The following is a 15628-nucleotide window of genomic DNA, read 5'->3' as shown; positions in this document are numbered from 1 at the left end:
GGCCGCTGCGGACCGGAAAAACGCCGGCGAAATAGCAGCAGCCCCGGACTCCCCCACGGGTCCAGGGCTGTGCATGAAACGTTTTGCAACGTCTGGTCACAATTAAGCCACAAAGATGCACGTAAAGGCAAATCCCAAAACGGGCGTCCCAGTTAAATCCGCGTTAGACCAGGGCCAGCTAGATCAGCGGCGCCAGGATGACGCCGAGCCGCGGCGTGACGTGGCGGACCCAGGACTCGGTCAGGTGCGACTCGTCGTAGTAGGTGACCTTCTCCCCCACCACCAGCGGGCAGCGGTCATCAGCGCACACGAATCGCTGGGTGTCGACGTACGCCGCCTCGGTGCCCTCCAGGGCCGCCTCGGTGAGCTCGTTGCTGCTGGTCTCGCGCGAGTCCGGGTCGCTGAGACAGGAACTCTGGTCGGCCTCGGGGGCGCTGATGCAGTCGGCGGGGCTCTGGTCGACCTTGGGTACGTCACCGAGGACGACCACCTTGCGGGAGATCTCCCGGTAGGCCTTCACGGTGCTGCGCACCGCGCGCGACCACTGCTCGTCACGGTCCATCCCGTCGTACGTCTTCGGCATGAAGAGCTGACCGCGAGCCGTCGAGACGATCGTGTCGGGGTCGAGGCGCTCGAGGCGGTCCGCCGACCAGTCGCGGAAGTCGTCGCACTCGGCCTGGGTCATCTTCTTGCCGCGGTGCTGGACCGGATAGGGGGCGCAGCCGACCTTCACGACCGGCACGACCCGGAAGCCGTTCTCCTTGCCGAGGTCGTCGAAGGCGGTCAGCCACATGCCGGCGTGGGAGTCGCCGACGACGGCGACGGTCTTCTTCGCGTCGGTGTCGCCGAGGGTGCAGTCGGTGCCGCGGGTGTCTCCGTAGTTGGCGTAGCAGTCGCCGTACGTCTTCTGCCACCGATCCTCGGTGATCTCCTCGCCGAGCACGGCGGGCGGGATCGGGCCACCGCGGTCGGCGATGTCGAGGGCGGCGCGGAGCTCGCGCTGCACCTGCGGCGGGCCGCCGGTCTCGGCAGCGGTGTCGGGGACCTCGTTGGCCGCGAACCACGCCTGCGCCTGGGCGGCCCGCTCCTTCTCGGCGTACGCGGCATAGCCGGTCGTCAGCCAGCCGCTGCCGACCGCCAGCACGAGCGCCGCCGGCCACAGGGCCAGCGAGCGCAGCCCGTGGGAGAGCACGGGCACCTGCTTGCGCTGGAACGGGAGCTCGATGAAGCGGTGGCTCAGGGCGGAGAGGAGCAGCGCAGCAGCGACCGCGACCGTCATCTCGAGCGCGGCATTGCCGAGGTGAAGGAATTCCGGCGCGAGCACGATCAGCGGCCAGTGCCACAAGTAGAGGGAGTAGGAGATGTCGCCGACATATCGCAGCGGGCGGATCGCGAGCAGCCTCGCGGTCGGGGCGTTGGCACCGGAGGCGAGCAGCGCGACCGTGCCGAGGGTGGGCACCAGCGCCTGCCAGCCGGGGAACGGGGTGGCCTCGCTGAACGCGACCGTGGCTACCAGGATCGCCGCGGCTCCGCCGAGGCCGGCGGCAATGCTCGCGGCACCCTTGAGCCGGCCGCCCCAGCAGGCCAGCAGCGCACCGGCGGCGAGCTCGTAGGCGCGCGCCGGGGTGGAGAAGTAGGCGGCGGTCGGGTTCTCGCCGGTGGCGTAGATCGACCAGGCCAGGCTCGCGACCGCGATCACCGCGGCGACGACGGTGAAGCCCTTGCGTCCGAGCCGCGGGATGAGCAGGAGCGCCAGCACCGGCCAGACGAGGTAGAACTGCTCCTCCACCGAGAGCGACCAGTAGTGCTGGAAGGGCGAGGGCTCGCTGGGCTGGAAGTACTGCACCCCCTCGGCCGCGAAGTGCACGTTGGCCAGGAAGAACGCTGCCCAGGTGCCGTCAGCGGCCGCGTCGGTGAGCCGTGTGGTCGGCAGCTGCCAGGCGGCGTACGCCAGGACGACCAGGATCACCAGAGTTGCTGCCGGCAGGATCCGGCGGGCGCGACGCGCGTAGAACTGCGGAATGCTGACCGTTCCCGATGTGTCAGCCTCGCGCAGAAGCAGGGTGGTGATCAGGAAGCCGGAGAGGACGAAGAAGACGTCGACGCCGACGAACCCGCCCTCGGTGTGCGGGACGCCCGCGTGGGCAGCGACGACCAGGCCTACGGCAACTGCCCGGAGACCTTGGACATCTGTCCGCCACTGCTTGGCTGACATGTGGGGTGCACCTCGTGTGGGGGTTCGGCTGCTTCCATTGCTGGGTCCGAGTCGCGGAGGTACGCGAAACGGCGCTCGATGCTTTCACGGACGCCACCGGCCCGCACATCGAGGGTCGCACGCCCACACGTTTGTCTAGCGGATTACTCGCCGATGAAGGACATGACGTGCTTGATCCGGGTGTAGTCCTCGAACCCGTAGACGGAGAGGTCCTTGCCGTAGCCGGAGTGCTTGAAGCCGCCGTGGGGCATCTCGGAGATGTAGGGGATGTGGGTGTTGATCCACACCACTCCGAAGTCGAGGCGCTTGCTGACCCGCAGGGCGGTGGCGTGGTCCGTGGTCCACACGCTCGACCCAAGGCCGTAGTCGACGTCGTTGGCACATCTGAGCGCCGCGGCCTCGTCGGCGAACCGCTGCACGGTGATCACCGGACCGAAGATCTCCTGCTGGATCTGCTCGTCGTCCTGACGGAGCCCGGCCAGGACCGTGGGCTGGTAGAAGTAGCCGTTCTCACCGCCCTCGACCCGTGCCGGCGCGCCACCGGCCGCGATCGTGGCGTGGTCCGGGAGGCGGTCGACCATGCCCGCGACCCGGGCGAGCTGGCCGGGGTTGTTGAGCGCGCCGACGTCGGTGTTGTCGCCAGGGAGACCGACGGTGGTGTTGCGGGCAGCCTCGGCGAGTGCCGCGACGAACTCGTCGTGGACGCCGTCCTGCACCAGCACCCGGGTCGCGGCCGTGCAGTCCTGGCCGGCGTTGAAGTAGCCCGCCGCGGCGATGCCGGCGACCGCCTTGTCGATGTCGGCGTCGTCGAAGACGATGACCGGCGCCTTGCCGCCGAGCTCGAGGTGGACCCTCTTGACGTCCTGCGCCGCGGTCGCGGCGACCTCCATGCCGGCACGCACCGAGCCGGTGATGGCGACCATCTGGGGTGTCTTGTGCCGGATCAGCGCGCGGCCGGTGTCGCGGTCGCCGGTGACGAGGTTGAGCACGCCCGGCGGCAGGAACTCCTGGGCGATCTCGGCCAGCAGCGCCGAGCTGGCCGGGGTGGTGTCGGAGGGCTTGAGGACGACCGTGTTGCCGGCGGCCAGGGCCGGGGCGATCTTCCAGGACATCATCGCGAGCGGGTAGTTCCACGGCGTGACCTGCCCGATCACGCCGATCGGCTCGCGACGGATCCAGGAGGTGTGGTCCTGGAGGTACTCCCCCGCGCTCTTCCCCTCCAGGGTCCGCGCCGCGCCCGCGAAGAAGCGGAAGTGGTCGATCGTCGGCGGCAGCTCCTCCTCCAGGGTCAGCTGGAACGGCTTGCCGGTGTCCTTGACCTCCACGGCGGTCAGCTCCTCGGCCCGGGCCTCCATCGCGTCGGCGATCCGGAGTAGAGCCAGGCTGCGCTCCTGGGGTGTGGTCTCGCCCCAGGTCTCGAAGGCCGATGCGGCCGCGGCATACGCCTGGTCGACGTCGGTCTCCCCCGACATCGCCGCCTGCGCGTAGACCTCGCCGGTGGCGGGGTCGACGACGTCGTACGTCGCGGCGTCGGCGGCCTCGCGAAGCTCGCCGCCGATCACGTTCCTGAAGGTCTGGTCAGCCATGCGGTAGAGACTAACTCCTTCTCGTAACAGGGATGTCACAACTGAATCCGAAGGGGAATTCCTGGTTTGCTACTGATTCGCTTGCGAAAGCGAGAGGCGGTGGGTGACCATTGGGTCATGACCGGCAACCACGAGCAGCTGCAGCGCGACGCCAAGGACCATCTCTGGATGCACTTCACGCGGCATTCGAGCTACGCAGAGGCCGACGTGCCGATCATCGCCAGGGGTGAGGGCGCCTACATCTACGACATCGAGGGCAACCGCTACCTCGACGGTCTCGCGGGGCTCTTCGTCTCCCAGGTCGGCCACGGCCGCGCGGAGCTCGCCGACGCGGGCGCGGAGCAGGCCAAGCAGCTGGCCTTCCACCCCCTGTGGTCGTACGCGCACGAGCCAGCGATCGAGCTGGCCGCACGTCTGGCCTCACTCGCCCCCGGCGACCTGAACCGGGTCTTCTTCACCAACTCCGGCTCCGAGGCCGTCGAGACCGCGTGGAAGCTGGCCAAGAACTACTTCAAGCTGCGCGGGAAGCCGGGCAAGCACAAGGTGATCGGGCGCAACATCGCCTATCACGGCACCACTCACGGGGCGCTGTCGATCACCGGCCTGGCCGACATCAAGGCGCCGTTCGAGCCGCTGGTCCCCTCGACCTTCCGGGTGCCGAACACCAACATCTACCGGGCCTCGGAGATCACCGGTGGGCTGATGGACGGGAGCGACCCGGAGGCGTTCGGACGCTGGTGCGCCGACCAGATCGAGGTCGTGATCCGCGCCGAGGGCCCCGACACCGTGGCCGCGGTCTTCCTGGAGCCGGTGCAGAACTCGGGCGGCTGCTTCCCGCCTCCCCCGGGCTACTTCCAGCGGGTGCGGGAGATCTGCGACGAGTACGACGTGCTGCTCGTCTCCGACGAGGTCATCTGCGCCTACGGGCGGCTGGGCACGATGTTCGGCTGCGAGCGGTTCGGCTACGTGCCCGACATGATCACCTCCGCCAAGGGGCTGACCTCGGGATACGCGCCGCTGGGCGCAACGATCATCTCCGACCGGCTGATGGCGCCCTTCCTCGAGGGCGAGGAGACCTTCTACCACGGCTACACCTTCGGCGGTCACCCCGTCTCCACCGCGGTGGCGATGGCCAACCTCGACCTCTTCGAGGCCGAGGACCTGCTGGGCAACGTACGCCGCAACGAGGCCGCCTTCCGCTCCACCCTGGAGAAGCTGAAGGACCTGCCGGTCGTCGGCGACGTACGCGGCACCGGCTACTTCTATGGCATCGAGCTGGTCAAGGACCGCGGGACTCGCGAGACGTTCACGGCGGAGGAGTGCGAGCGGATCCTCTACGGGTACGTCTCCAAGGCGCTGTGGTCCGAGGGCCTCTACTGCCGCGCCGACGACCGCGGCGAGCCGGTCATCCAGCTCTCCCCGCCGCTGACCGTGGGCCAGGCCGAGTTCGACGAGATGGAGCAGATCCTGCGCCGGGTGCTGGAGAAGGCCTCGACGATGCTCTGACCTCGCTCACTGCTGGATGCGTGGCCACGGCGACTGCTCCTCGAGAGCGTAGGCGAGCTCGAGGAGCGTCCGCTCGTCGCCGTACGCCGCGGAGAGCTGGACGCCGATCGGCAGCCCGTCCTCGCTGAGCCCCATCGGCAGCGAGATCGCCGGCGCACCGGTGATGTTCTGCAGCGGCGTGAACGCGACGTGACGACGAAGCCGGTAGACGAGGTCCTCGAACGGCACGTTCGGGGACAGATGCCCCAGCGGCGGGGTGACGCCGGCGACGACCGGGCACAGGACCACGTCGTGATGGTCGAAGACCTTGGCGTAGGCCGCCGCCGCACCCCGCAGGCGGAGCAGCGCGGCCGGCGTACGGCGCCAGCCGCCGGAGGCGAAGGCGCGACGCAGGCCGTCGGTGAGGCCGTCGAGGCGGCCTTGGTCGAGCGTCCGGTCGATGGTCAGGCGGCCGAGGTTGCCGGCGAGGAAGGCGAGCAGACCCCAGTAGCTGAGGAAGTCGTCGCCGAAGCGCGCGTCGACGGGGATCGGGACCGGCTCGACGCTGTGGCCCTGTTCCTCCAGCAGGGTCGCGGTGCGTTCCACGGCCGCCTTCGTCGGCGTGTCCACGACGGCATCGGTCACCGACTCGATGATCATCGCGACCCGGAGCCGGCGCCGCGCGGGGCCCTCGACGAGTCCGAGGGGCGGCAGCGCCGGGTTGCGCCAGTGCCGCTCGAGCGCGGCGTGGAAGGTCGCGGTGTCGCGGACCGTCCTTGTCACCACCCCTTCGCTGACCATGTTGATCGGGAGGGTGCGGGCCATCTCGCCGTCGATGTGCCTTCCCCTGCTCGGCTTGAGCCCGACGAGTCCGGCTGCCGCGGCCGGGATCCGGATCGACCCGCCGCCGTCGTTGGCGTGCGCGATCGGCACCGCTCCGGCGGCGACGAGCGCTGCCGCCCCGCCGGAGGATGCCCCGACGGAGTGGCGCGTGTTCCAGGGGTTGGGCGTCGGCGGCCCGCTTCGGAACTCGGTGGTCGCGTTCAGCCCGAACTCGGGCATCCGGCTCTTGCCCAGCACGGTCACCCCGGCGCTGAGGAACTGCGTCGTGTATCGCCCGTCGTGTGTGGCCGGCCGCGCCCGGAAGGCCTCCGACCCGTGGTTGGTCGGCATCCCGAGCAGGTCGGTGTTGTCCTTGAGCAGGGTCGGCACACCATGGAGCAGGCCGGTGTCGGCGTCCGCGCGACGGGGCGCGTCATAGGCCTCGTACGCCATCGCGTGCAGCCCCGGGGCCACATGTCGCAGCCGGGTGACCGCCGCCGCCTCGACCTCGGCCGCGCTCAGCTCTCCTGCCCGGATGAGGCGGGCGAGCTCGACGGCGTCGTGGTTTCCGAGAGCGTCGTCGGTGAAGGCGTGGACGCGAGCCGGTGCGGTCATGTCGGACAGCGTGCTGGATCGGCTCGCAAAAGTCTAGAAGATCTTCCAGACTTCTTGACGTCTCGCGTGAAACACTCTGCGCATGAAGCGACGGCACGGCGACAGCGCCAGGCAGCGACGCGACGCCCTCGTCCGCGCCACGATCGAGGTGGCCGCCGAGAAGGGCATCGCCGGGGTCACCCATCGGGCCGTGACCGAGCGCGCCGGGCTACCGCTGGCCACAGTCGGATACTTCTTCGACTCGATCACGGACCTGGCGGCCGAAGCGATGCGCACGGGCGTCGCCGAGGACGTCGCCCGGCTGCGTACGCTCGCCGACGAGCTCGCCGCGACGGAGTCCGGCACCGACGCGATGGCCGAGGCGTTCGCCGCGGCGCTGATGTCCCCGCCGACCGACTCGCTCGCCTTCCTCGAGGGGTTGCTCCACGCCGCCCGCGAACCGCAGTTCCGCCCGGTGGTGGCCGAGGCGCTCACCGCCGGTCGTGCGGTCGCGGACCGCGCGGCGACCGTGGCGGGCGCGACCCGGACCGACCCCGGCTCCGTGCTCGCCCTCGTGCACGGCTATCTGCTGCACGCCCTCGCAGCGCCCGACCTGGTCGACCCCGACGCGCTGCTTCGCGGGCTCCGTGCGCTCGTCATCGGCACCCTGGTCGAGAGCGGCGAGGTCTCCGTCGCCCTCCGCCTCGCGGGCCGCGGTTCAGCCGACGACGCGTACCTCACTACCTAGGACCGCGCCGTCCTGCAGGGTCAGGTGGTCGCCGGACCAGAAGCGACCCGGGTCGTAGTAGTTGGTCGGGCGCTCGTCGTCGAGCAGTCCCATCCCCTGGTAGGTCGCGGCGACGACCTCGGCACAGAAGACCTGCTCGAGGCCTGCCTTCGAGCGCACTCTCCCCCGCGCCCAGCGTCCGGCCAGCGCGGCGGTCGAGGGGAACGGGGTGCCGTCGAGCCGGGCGATCGTCCGGAGCAGCGCGTCCTCGCGCTGACGGTCGATGTCGGCGGTCAGCTGGCGCAGCCAGACCTGCTGCTCGTAACGCCCCGCCCACTGCTCGACCGCGGCACGCAGATCATGGAGCTGTACGCCACGATGGTGGGTGCCGGTATAGAGATCGAGCAGCCCCTTGCCGAGCTCGGCGTGCCACATCAGCGGCGGCAGGTCGTCGAGCACCACCGCCATCCCGACATGGTTGACCGGGGCGTTGCTGAGCATCCGGATCGCCCGGTCGGCGACCGAACGCCCCCGGAAGAGCCACAGATCACCGGTCCGGGTCTGGTCCACGGCGTCGGCAAGGGAGATAGTGGTGTCATCAGACATCGTGAGCAGGGGGTCCTATGAGTTTCGGCAGTGCACGCGTGTGGAAGATCGTCGGTCTCGCCGGACTGGCCGGGGTCACCGCGACAGGCGTCATCATTGCGCGCAACCACCGCCAGCGTACGCAGCGCACGCCGGAGGAGATCCACGCGAAGCTCCGCGAGCGGGTTGCGGCGGCGTACGAGCATCCGGCGGCTTAGGACTGTTTTTCTGGTTGGGCTCTGTCGCTGACTGTTTCTTGTGGTTGGCGTGGGGCCGCCGACCCGTTCTTGGAGGGTGTTCTCGCCGAACCCCGGAGTCAAGGACGGCCTTCGGCCGCCGGCTTCGCCGGCCGCTTCGCGGTCCTTGACACCGGCGCCCGTCGAGAAAAACTTGGCTGGCTATCGGGGCGGCGGCCCGGGTGTGGTGCAGCGGAATCTTGCTTGGGACGGGTGAGGTTGATGGGGTGGAAGGGTGGCCCTTCGGGCCACTTATGATCCACAGATACGAGGTCGTTCGCTCACCGCGAAAATGGTCTCTGATCAGGACAAATAGGTGGCCAGACAGGGGCTGTGAGCGTAGAATCGGACCCATCACAGCACACCTCCGAAGGAGAGGGCAGCGATGAGTCTCGGCCGCTCGATCGACCCCTGGGGCACCAACCCCGGCGACGCGGTCGACGCTGCCTTGCAGGCTATCGAGACCGCCCTCCAAGAGTTGCTGGCAACAGACCCCGTCTATTGGCGCACCGAGCAGAAGAAGGACCTGCTGGAGCGGTTGGAGAAGCTCCAAGCCCAGCAGGCCGCGTTGAAACTGCGGGTGCTCGCGACGTCTGGTGACATCGCTGAGGAGACCGGCGCGAAAGACGCCTCCGGATGGCTGCGGACCGAACTCCTCGTCGACAAGGGCGTGGCCCGCTCCCAGATCAAACTCGCGGCCGCGGTGAGCAAGTACGACCTCGTCGCTGATGGCCTCGCTGAGGGTGTGGTGTCCCAAGACAAGGCAAGGGTGATCACCCAGGCCCTCGTCCAGATCGAGACCGATCCCGCCGCCAGCGCCGAGGACCTGATCCTGGCCGAGAAGCTGCTGGTCGATTACGCCACCCGGTTGACGGCGAACGAGCTGAAGATCGTCGGCCGCCGGATCCTCGCCGAGATCGACCCGGAACGATTCGAGCAGGCCGAGGCCAAAGCACTCCAGCGCGAGGAAGAGCACGCCCAGCGGCGTACGTTCTTCTCCTCCCGCGACAACGGCGACGGCACCATCGACATCCACGCCCGGGTCTCCCGTGCGGTGGGGATGCGGCTGCGGACCCTGCTGGACTCGTTGGCTCAGCCGAGGAAGCTTTCGGCCGAGGACAAGGGCCTAAAAGCGCCCTATGACCGGTTGCTGGGCCAGGCCTTTGCTCGCGTGGTCGAGACCTACGACGTCGACCAGCTGCCCCGCCACGGCGGTCACGGGACCACGGTGTTCATCACCATGAGCGTCGAGGATCTCCGCAAGGACCTCGGCACCGCCTCCCTGGGTTTCGACGGGGAGCAGATCACCGCCGCGGAGGCCCGCCGGATGGCCTGCAACGCCAACATCGTCCCGGTCGTCCTCGGTACCGACTCCGAGATCCTCGACCTCGGCCGCACCGCGAGGTTGGCGTATCCGGTCCAACACCGCGCGCTCCGGTTACGGGACAAGTGTTGCCAGGCCGAAGACTGCGACGCACCCGCCGCGTGGACCGAGGCCCATCACTTGAAACCGTGGTCCGACGGCGGGAAGACCGACATGGCGAACATGGTCTTGTTGTGTGCCAGCGACCATCGCCGGATCCACGACCCTGACTACACCTATGAGCGGCTCCCGGATGGGCGAATCCGGTTCACTCGGCGCACCCGAACCAGCTGATCCGCGAGCTGGCCTGCGCCGCCGTGCCCGTGTTCATCCGATCCCACGATGGGCCGATCGCTGAACTGTGTCCTCACACCGTCCTGTCGTGCCGCTCCTGCCGGGTGCCAACCTGCCGATGCTCTGCGGCGGGCAGTGCTGGTCCGGCCGTCGCTGCATCGGGCGCGGCACTTCAGCCGCAACCTGGTGACCCAGCCGGTCCGCCCAGGCGACCCGCCCGAGGCGGCCCTGGCCAGGAGCCACCTGAGGCAGCATCCGCCATGCCCGGGTCATCCCCCCTCCTCGTGGCGGCATCTTGTGAAGCATTCACAAGATGCCGCCAACCGGTATAGGCACCGAGCAGACCCTTCACCCACCAGGACTCACCGACCCGAGATCTCAAGGCCGTACCCAACCCAGGGAATCCGCACCACACCCCGCCGCCGACCCGATAGCCAGCCAAAATTCTCGCCGGAGCCCGGTGTCAAGGACCGCGAAGCGGCCGGCGAAGCCGGCGGCCGAAGGCCGTCCTTGACTCCGGGATCTGGCGAGAACACCATCCGTAACGGGTCGGCGGCCCCAACCATAAGAAGAACGACCAGCCACAGTGCCCGCCGAGAAGCCGAGCCTTAAGAGTCGAACCCCAACCCGAGACGATCCATCGCCCGCAGGAACAGGTCGCGACGACCCCCGTTGGCATCAGCCTTCCCGAACGAGCGCACCATCATCGAGATGCCCGCATACCGCGCCGGCTCGGGAGGGAACGGCAGCGGCTTGGAGCGCACCATCTCCAGCGACGTACGTTCCGTCTGCTCGCCGCTGAGGAGGTCGAGCATGACCTGGGCGCCGAAACGAGTGGCTCCGACGCCAAGACCGGTGTAGCCGAGGGCGTAGGCGACGCGGCCGGCGTACGCCTTGCCGAAGAATGCCGAGAAGCGGGTGCAGGTGTCGATGATGCCGGCCCAGCGGTGGGTGAAGCGGAGGCCTTCGAGCTGCGGGAAGGTCTCGAAGAAGTGGCCGGCCAGCTTGTCGTGGGTGGCGCCGGTCTCCAGCTCCGGTGAGATCTTCGAGCCGAAGTGGTAGATCGCGTCGTAGCCGCCCCACAGGATGCGGTTGTCCCTGGTCAGGCGGTAGTAGTGGAAGTGGTTGGCGGAGTCGCTGACGCCTTGCCGGTTCGCCCAGCCGATGGCGTCCATCTGCGCGGCGGAGAGCGGCTCGGTCATGAGTACGTAGTCGTAGACTGGCACGGTCATCATCCGCAGTCGCCGCAGCAGCGGCGGGAACGCGTTGGTGGCCAGTGCCACCCGCCCGGCCCGGACCGAACCCGCGATCGTCGAGACCCGCATCCCCGAACCGTCACGCTCGAGACCGGTGACCGCGGAGCCCTCGTGGATCACCACCCCGGCGTCCAGACAGGCCCGCCGCAGACCCCACGCCAGCCGCGCCGGCTCGATCGTGGCCGTGTCACCGACCACCTCCAAGCCACCGAGGTAGGTCGGCGAGCGGAGCTCGTCCCGTACGCCGATCTCGTCCAGCAGCCGGTGCTTGATGCCGTGCTCGGTCAGCGCGGTCGACCACTCGGCGAGGTCGCCGACCTCATGCGGACGGGTGGCGACGTTCAGCGCGCCGGTGAGCTGCCAGTCGCAGTCGATGCCGTGCTCCTGGATGGTCGCCGCCATCTCGTCGAGATTCTGCTGGCCGAGCCGGTCCAGGGTCGCGAGCTCGTCGGGCCAGCGCTCCAGACCGTTCCAGAAGCCATGTGTCAACGACGCCTCGGCGAAGCCGCCGTTGCGGCCCGATGCCTGGTCCCCGCACTGGCCGGCCTCCAGCAGCACCACCGACCACGACGGAAACCGCTCACGGGCCAGCAGTGCCGTCCACAGCCCCGAGTACCCGCCTCCGACGACCACCAGATCGGCCGACTCCACCCCGAGCAGAGGCGGCAGCGGCGCTGGCTTCGCTGGGTCGTCCAGCCAGTAGACGGCGGGCTTCGCATCGGTCAGCGAGACATGGTTCACGACGCCCACTATGACAACTTCAGAGGCCTTCAGCCACACACAATGTACGGAATCATGGAAACTGTTCGTTACACACGACGGATTTCGTTGCATCAGGCCACGGCAAACAGGTTGACTGGGCGCCATGACCACTCGCAAGCGCAACGGGGGCGCTCACCTCGACGAGGTCAACAAGCTGATCATCGAGCAGCTCCAGCAGGACGGGCGGCGCAGCTATGCCGCGATCGGCAAGGAGGTCGGCCTGAGCGAGGCCGCGGTGCGGCAGCGCGTGCAACGCCTCGTCGACAGCGGCGTCATGCAGGTCGTCGCCGTCACCGACCCGCTCGAGCTCGGCTTCGCGCGCCAGGCCATGATCGGCGTACGCACCTCCGGACCTATCGAGGGGATCGCCGACGAGCTCGGCAAGCTCGATGAGGTCGACTACATCGTCATCACCGCCGGCTCCTACGACCTGCTCGTGGAGGTCGTCGCCGAGAGCGACGAGGCACTTCTCAACCTCGTCTCCAGCAAGATCCGCGCCATCGAGGGCGTGGTGAGCACCGAGACGTTCATGTACCTGCACCTGCACAAGCAGACGTACGCCTGGGGCGTCCGGTGAGCGAGCGCCAGCGAGCGACCCGTGAGTCTTTCACCGGGCCACATCCGTATTCTGGCGCTTGCGCTACGGAGGTGGCCCGGTGACCTACTCCGACATCAGCCTGTGGCACGAGACCGCGGGCGACTCATGGGAGCCGCGTCCGGCCCTGATGGGTGACCTCGAGGTCGATGTCGCGATCGTCGGCGCCGGCTACACCGGCCTGTGGACGGCCTACTACCTGGCCGAGGCCCGGCCCAGCCTGAAGATCGCGATCCTCGAGGCCGAGGTCGCCGGGTTCGGGGCCTCGGGCCGCAACGGCGGCTGGTGCTCGGCCCTCTTCCCCGCCTCGCTCGACAAGGTGGCAGCGGGCTCGAACCGGGAGGCCGCCCTCGCCCAGGACCGAGCGATGCGGGCGACCGTAGACGAGGTCATCCGGGTCGCCGCGGCGGAGGGCATCGAGGCAGACATCGCCAAGGGCGGCACCGTCGTCGTGGCCCGTACCGCCGCCCAGCTCGAGCGCGCCCGCGACGAGGTCGAGCACGCCCGCTCCTGGGGGCTCGGTGACGCCGAGATCTCCCTGCTGGACCAGGCCGCCGCCGAGAAGCGGCTTGCCGCGACCGGCACCCTCGGCGCCACCTACACCCCCGACTGCGCCGCGATCCACCCCGCCAAGCTCGTCCGTGGCCTGGCCCGCGCCGTCGAGGCCCGCGGCGTCACGATCTACGAGCAGACCCGGGTCACTGCGATCGAGCCGCACCTCGTGCGGACGGAGTGTGATGCGGTCACCGCCGACGTGGTCGTACGCGCCACCGAGGGCTACACCCCGACACTGGCCGGTCTCGAGCGCGAGGTCATCCCGGTGCGCTCCCTCATCATCGCCACCGAGCCACTCTCCGACCTGGTCTGGTCAAGCATCGGCCTGGACGAGCGCGAGACGTTCTCCGACGGCCGGCACCTGCTGATCTACGGACAGCGCACCGCGGACGACCGGCTCGTGTTCGGCGGGCGGGGCGCTCCGTACTCCTTCGGATCGAAGATCACCCACGCGGACTCCTCCGACGTCCGCACCCACCGTCGCCTGCAGGAGACCCTGGTCGAGCTGTTCCCTGCCGTACGCGGCCACAAGATCACCCACCGCTGGGGCGGCGTGCTCGGCATCCCGCGCGACTGGCACGCCTCGGTCGGCTACGACCCCGCCAGCGGCCTCGCGCACGCCGGCGGCTACGTCGGCGACGGCGTCGCGACCACCAACCTCGCCGGCCGTACGCTGCGCGACCTGGTCCTCGGCACCGAGTCCGATCTCACCGCCCTCCCCTGGGTCGGTCACGTCTCACCGCGCTGGGAGCCGGAGCCGCTGCGCTGGCTCGGCGTCAACGCCGGTCTGCGCGCGATGACCATGGCCGACGCGGAGGAGATCGCCACCGGCAAGGGTTCCCTGGTCGCCCGGGCCGTCGCGCCGCTCGTCGGAGGTCACTGACCCGATCCGATAAACCTGTTGCGTACGCCGGTCGCGGTCCTCCACCATGGAGCGCGACCGGCGTCCTCGTCCACGAGGCGCCCCTGATCGAGAGGAGCAGACCATGACTGTCGTTGTCCTGTGCCTGCCCACAGACCACATCTCTCGTATCAGGAGCACCCGAAGTGACTCAGGAGAACATCTCCGCTGATCCTCTCCAGGGGATCGACTCGAATTTCGTCTTCGACTTCCAGGCGTACGACGACCTGGACGACGGACAACGCTGGTCCACCTGGCTCTCCGTGGAGCCGCTCTCGCGTGGACCGGAGCCGCGCCCGGACTGGGTGGTGACCTCTCAGGGCGCCATCGACACCGAGCTCGGCATCCTCAAGACCGGCAAGGAGGCCGACGCCTTCCTGGTCGTACGGGCCGACCCGCTCTTCCCCGAGCAGGAGGCACTGATGGTCGCCAAGCGCTACCGCGACACCGACCATCGCACCTTCCACCGGGCCGCGAGCTACACCGAGGGCCGCTCGGTCAAGCGCTCCCGCGACGAGCGCGCGCTGAAGAAGAACTCGACCTTCGGCCGCGAGGTCGCCAAGGCCGAATGGGCCAACGCCGAGTGGAACGCGCTCGTACGCTGCTGGAACCTCGGCCTCCCGGTCCCCTATCCGGTGCAGATCGACGGGACCGAGATCCTGATGGAGTGGATCGCGGTCGACGACGGCAACGGCGAGCTCGAGACGGCGCCGCGGCTCGCCCAGACCCGGCCGGAGCACCACGTCCTGGAGATGTGGTGGGACGGGCTCATCGACGCGCTGGCCACGATGGTGCAGGCCGGCCTGGTCCACGGTGACCTCTCGCCGTACAACATCCTTGCCCAGCAGGACCGGCTCGTGATCATCGATCTCCCCCAGATCATCGACCTGGTCGGCAACCCGCTGGGCTTCGACTTCCTGCTCCGCGACATCACCAACGTCGCGAAGTGGTTCCAGGCCCGAGGCCTGGAGGTCGACGAGCAGGAGGTCTACGCCGACCTGATGGCGCACGCCTTCTGAGAGCTAACGGGCCAGGCCGCGCATCAGGGTGGCGACGACGTCTTCCAGCATCCCCTGCGACTGCTCGGGCGTCACGAAACCGGAGCCGACGAAGGTGGCGAGGCCCTGGATGGCGGCCAGGACGGTGACCCCGATGACCTCGGGGTCGCCGTCGACGACCTCACCACGGGCCTGGCCCTCGGTGAGCAGGGCGGTGGGGTGGGCGAAAGCGGCGGCGACGGCCTCGGCGATCTCGGCGCCGGAGGTCTCGCTGTGCTTGCGCGCGAACATCACCGAGAGCAGCGCCGGGTTGTCGGTGGCGAAGTCGAGGTAGGCCGAGGCGAAGGCCACCAGGTCGTCGGTGAGCGAGCCGCGGGTGGCCAACGCGGCGTCCATGACCTCGCCCAGCCGCCGGAACCCGGCGACCGCGAGTGCGTCGAAGAGCGCGTTCTTGTCGCGGAAGTGAGCGCTCGGCGCGGCATGGCTCACGCCCAGGTCGCGGGCGATGCCGCGCAGCGAGAGCGCGTCGGTGCCCGACTCGCGCAGCACCTCCTCCGCACGGCGGAGCACCGCGGCGCGCAGGTCGCCGTGGTGGTAGCGGGTCATCGTCTCGGTCATCAGGCACACCTTATCGAGATTTCACCGATTTAGACA

At 69.1% G+C, this 15628-nt stretch carries 13 protein-coding genes; 7 read left to right on the top strand and 6 right to left on the bottom strand.

Going from position 1 to position 15628, the window contains the following annotated elements; translation table 11 throughout:
- Window positions 1–178: 178 nt before the first annotated feature.
- On the bottom strand, window positions 179–2215 hold the full coding sequence (locus tag ABT304_RS24200; RefSeq protein ID WP_350719117.1) for an acyltransferase family protein: 2037 nt from the start codon (window positions 2213–2215) through the stop codon (window positions 179–181).
- A 143-nt stretch (window positions 2216–2358) separates the two neighbouring features.
- The gene (locus tag ABT304_RS24195; protein ID WP_350719115.1) at window positions 2359–3801 is read right to left on the bottom strand and encodes a gamma-aminobutyraldehyde dehydrogenase; all 1443 of its coding nucleotides are present in this window, start codon (window positions 3799–3801) and stop codon (window positions 2359–2361) included.
- Between the two features lie 117 nt (window positions 3802–3918).
- On the opposite strand from ABT304_RS24195, the gene ABT304_RS24190 reads away from it, so the two are divergent.
- On the top strand, window positions 3919–5307 hold the full coding sequence (locus ABT304_RS24190) for an aspartate aminotransferase family protein (protein ID WP_350719113.1): 1389 nt from the start codon (window positions 3919–3921) through the stop codon (window positions 5305–5307).
- A 6-nt stretch (window positions 5308–5313) separates the two neighbouring features.
- Here ABT304_RS24190 and ABT304_RS24185 read toward each other — a convergent pair whose 3' ends face one another.
- Window positions 5314–6723, bottom strand: a complete 1410-nt coding sequence (locus ABT304_RS24185) for an amidase (protein WP_350719111.1) — start codon at window positions 6721–6723, stop codon at window positions 5314–5316.
- An 82-nt stretch (window positions 6724–6805) separates the two neighbouring features.
- On the opposite strand from ABT304_RS24185, the gene ABT304_RS24180 reads away from it, so the two are divergent.
- Complete coding sequence (locus tag ABT304_RS24180; RefSeq protein WP_350719110.1) at window positions 6806–7450, top strand: TetR/AcrR family transcriptional regulator; 645 nt, start codon at window positions 6806–6808, stop codon at window positions 7448–7450.
- Here the strand turns inward: ABT304_RS24180 and ABT304_RS24175 are convergent.
- Window positions 7421–8035 carry a hypothetical protein gene (locus ABT304_RS24175; RefSeq protein WP_350719108.1) on the bottom strand — a complete coding sequence of 205 codons (615 nt, stop codon included), beginning with the start codon at window positions 8033–8035 and terminating at the stop codon, window positions 7421–7423. The two genes, ABT304_RS24180 and ABT304_RS24175, sit on opposite strands and share 30 nt — an antisense overlap.
- Before the next feature lie 17 nt (window positions 8036–8052).
- Here ABT304_RS24175 and ABT304_RS24170 point away from each other — a divergent pair, with 17 nt between their 5' ends.
- On the top strand, window positions 8053–8232 hold the full coding sequence (locus ABT304_RS24170; RefSeq protein ID WP_160024453.1) for a hypothetical protein: 180 nt from the start codon (window positions 8053–8055) through the stop codon (window positions 8230–8232).
- Window positions 8233–8635: 403 nt separating this feature from the next.
- Window positions 8636–9907, top strand: coding sequence for an HNH endonuclease signature motif containing protein (locus ABT304_RS24165; RefSeq protein ID WP_350719106.1), 1272 nt, complete (start codon window positions 8636–8638; stop codon window positions 9905–9907).
- 608 nt (window positions 9908–10515) lie between these two features.
- On the opposite strand, the gene ABT304_RS24160 is transcribed toward ABT304_RS24165, so the two are convergent.
- Window positions 10516–11904, bottom strand: coding sequence for an NAD(P)/FAD-dependent oxidoreductase (locus tag ABT304_RS24160; protein WP_350719104.1), 1389 nt, complete (start codon window positions 11902–11904; stop codon window positions 10516–10518).
- Between the two features lie 124 nt (window positions 11905–12028).
- Here ABT304_RS24160 and ABT304_RS24155 point away from each other — a divergent pair, with 124 nt between their 5' ends.
- From ABT304_RS24155 to ABT304_RS24145, 3 genes are all read left to right on the top strand, one after another.
- Window positions 12029–12502, top strand: a complete 474-nt coding sequence (locus tag ABT304_RS24155) for an Lrp/AsnC family transcriptional regulator (protein ID WP_008363265.1) — start codon at window positions 12029–12031, stop codon at window positions 12500–12502.
- 79 nt (window positions 12503–12581) lie between these two features.
- On the top strand, window positions 12582–13958 hold the full coding sequence (locus ABT304_RS24150; RefSeq protein WP_350719102.1) for an NAD(P)/FAD-dependent oxidoreductase: 1377 nt from the start codon (window positions 12582–12584) through the stop codon (window positions 13956–13958).
- A 164-nt stretch (window positions 13959–14122) separates the two neighbouring features.
- Window positions 14123–14995 (top strand): serine protein kinase RIO, encoded by an 873-nt coding sequence (locus ABT304_RS24145; protein WP_350719100.1) that lies wholly within the window; start codon window positions 14123–14125, stop codon window positions 14993–14995.
- A 3-nt stretch (window positions 14996–14998) separates the two neighbouring features.
- Here ABT304_RS24145 and ABT304_RS24140 read toward each other — a convergent pair whose 3' ends face one another.
- Window positions 14999–15592, bottom strand: coding sequence for a TetR/AcrR family transcriptional regulator (locus tag ABT304_RS24140; protein ID WP_350719098.1), 594 nt, complete (start codon window positions 15590–15592; stop codon window positions 14999–15001).
- Window positions 15593–15628 lie beyond the last annotated feature (36 nt).

Source organism: Nocardioides sp. NPDC000445, from assembly GCF_040300245.1.
Lineage (GTDB): Bacteria > Actinomycetota > Actinomycetes > Propionibacteriales > Nocardioidaceae > Nocardioides.
The sequence above is the reverse complement of the archived record's forward strand: the minus strand, read 5'-3'. Positions and strand labels throughout refer to the sequence as shown.

What these genes read in the sequence shown, in the direction of transcription:
- ABT304_RS24155 (WP_008363265.1), top strand. Translation starts at nt 12,029, where the DNA reads ATGACCACTCGCAAGCGCAACGGGGGCGCTCACCTCGACGAGGTCAAC.
- ABT304_RS24200 (WP_350719117.1), bottom strand. Translation starts at nt 2,215, where the DNA reads ATGTCAGCCAAGCAGTGGCGGACAGATGTCCAAGGTCTCCGGGCAGTT.
- ABT304_RS24170 (WP_160024453.1), top strand. Translation starts at nt 8,053, where the DNA reads ATGAGTTTCGGCAGTGCACGCGTGTGGAAGATCGTCGGTCTCGCCGGA.
- ABT304_RS24165 (WP_350719106.1), top strand. Translation starts at nt 8,636, where the DNA reads ATGAGTCTCGGCCGCTCGATCGACCCCTGGGGCACCAACCCCGGCGAC.
- ABT304_RS24175 (WP_350719108.1), bottom strand. Translation starts at nt 8,035, where the DNA reads ATGTCTGATGACACCACTATCTCCCTTGCCGACGCCGTGGACCAGACC.
- ABT304_RS24195 (WP_350719115.1), bottom strand. Translation starts at nt 3,801, where the DNA reads ATGGCTGACCAGACCTTCAGGAACGTGATCGGCGGCGAGCTTCGCGAG.
- ABT304_RS24180 (WP_350719110.1), top strand. Translation starts at nt 6,806, where the DNA reads ATGAAGCGACGGCACGGCGACAGCGCCAGGCAGCGACGCGACGCCCTC.
- ABT304_RS24190 (WP_350719113.1), top strand. Translation starts at nt 3,919, where the DNA reads ATGACCGGCAACCACGAGCAGCTGCAGCGCGACGCCAAGGACCATCTC.
- ABT304_RS24185 (WP_350719111.1), bottom strand. Translation starts at nt 6,723, where the DNA reads ATGACCGCACCGGCTCGCGTCCACGCCTTCACCGACGACGCTCTCGGA.
- ABT304_RS24140 (WP_350719098.1), bottom strand. Translation starts at nt 15,592, where the DNA reads ATGACCGAGACGATGACCCGCTACCACCACGGCGACCTGCGCGCCGCG.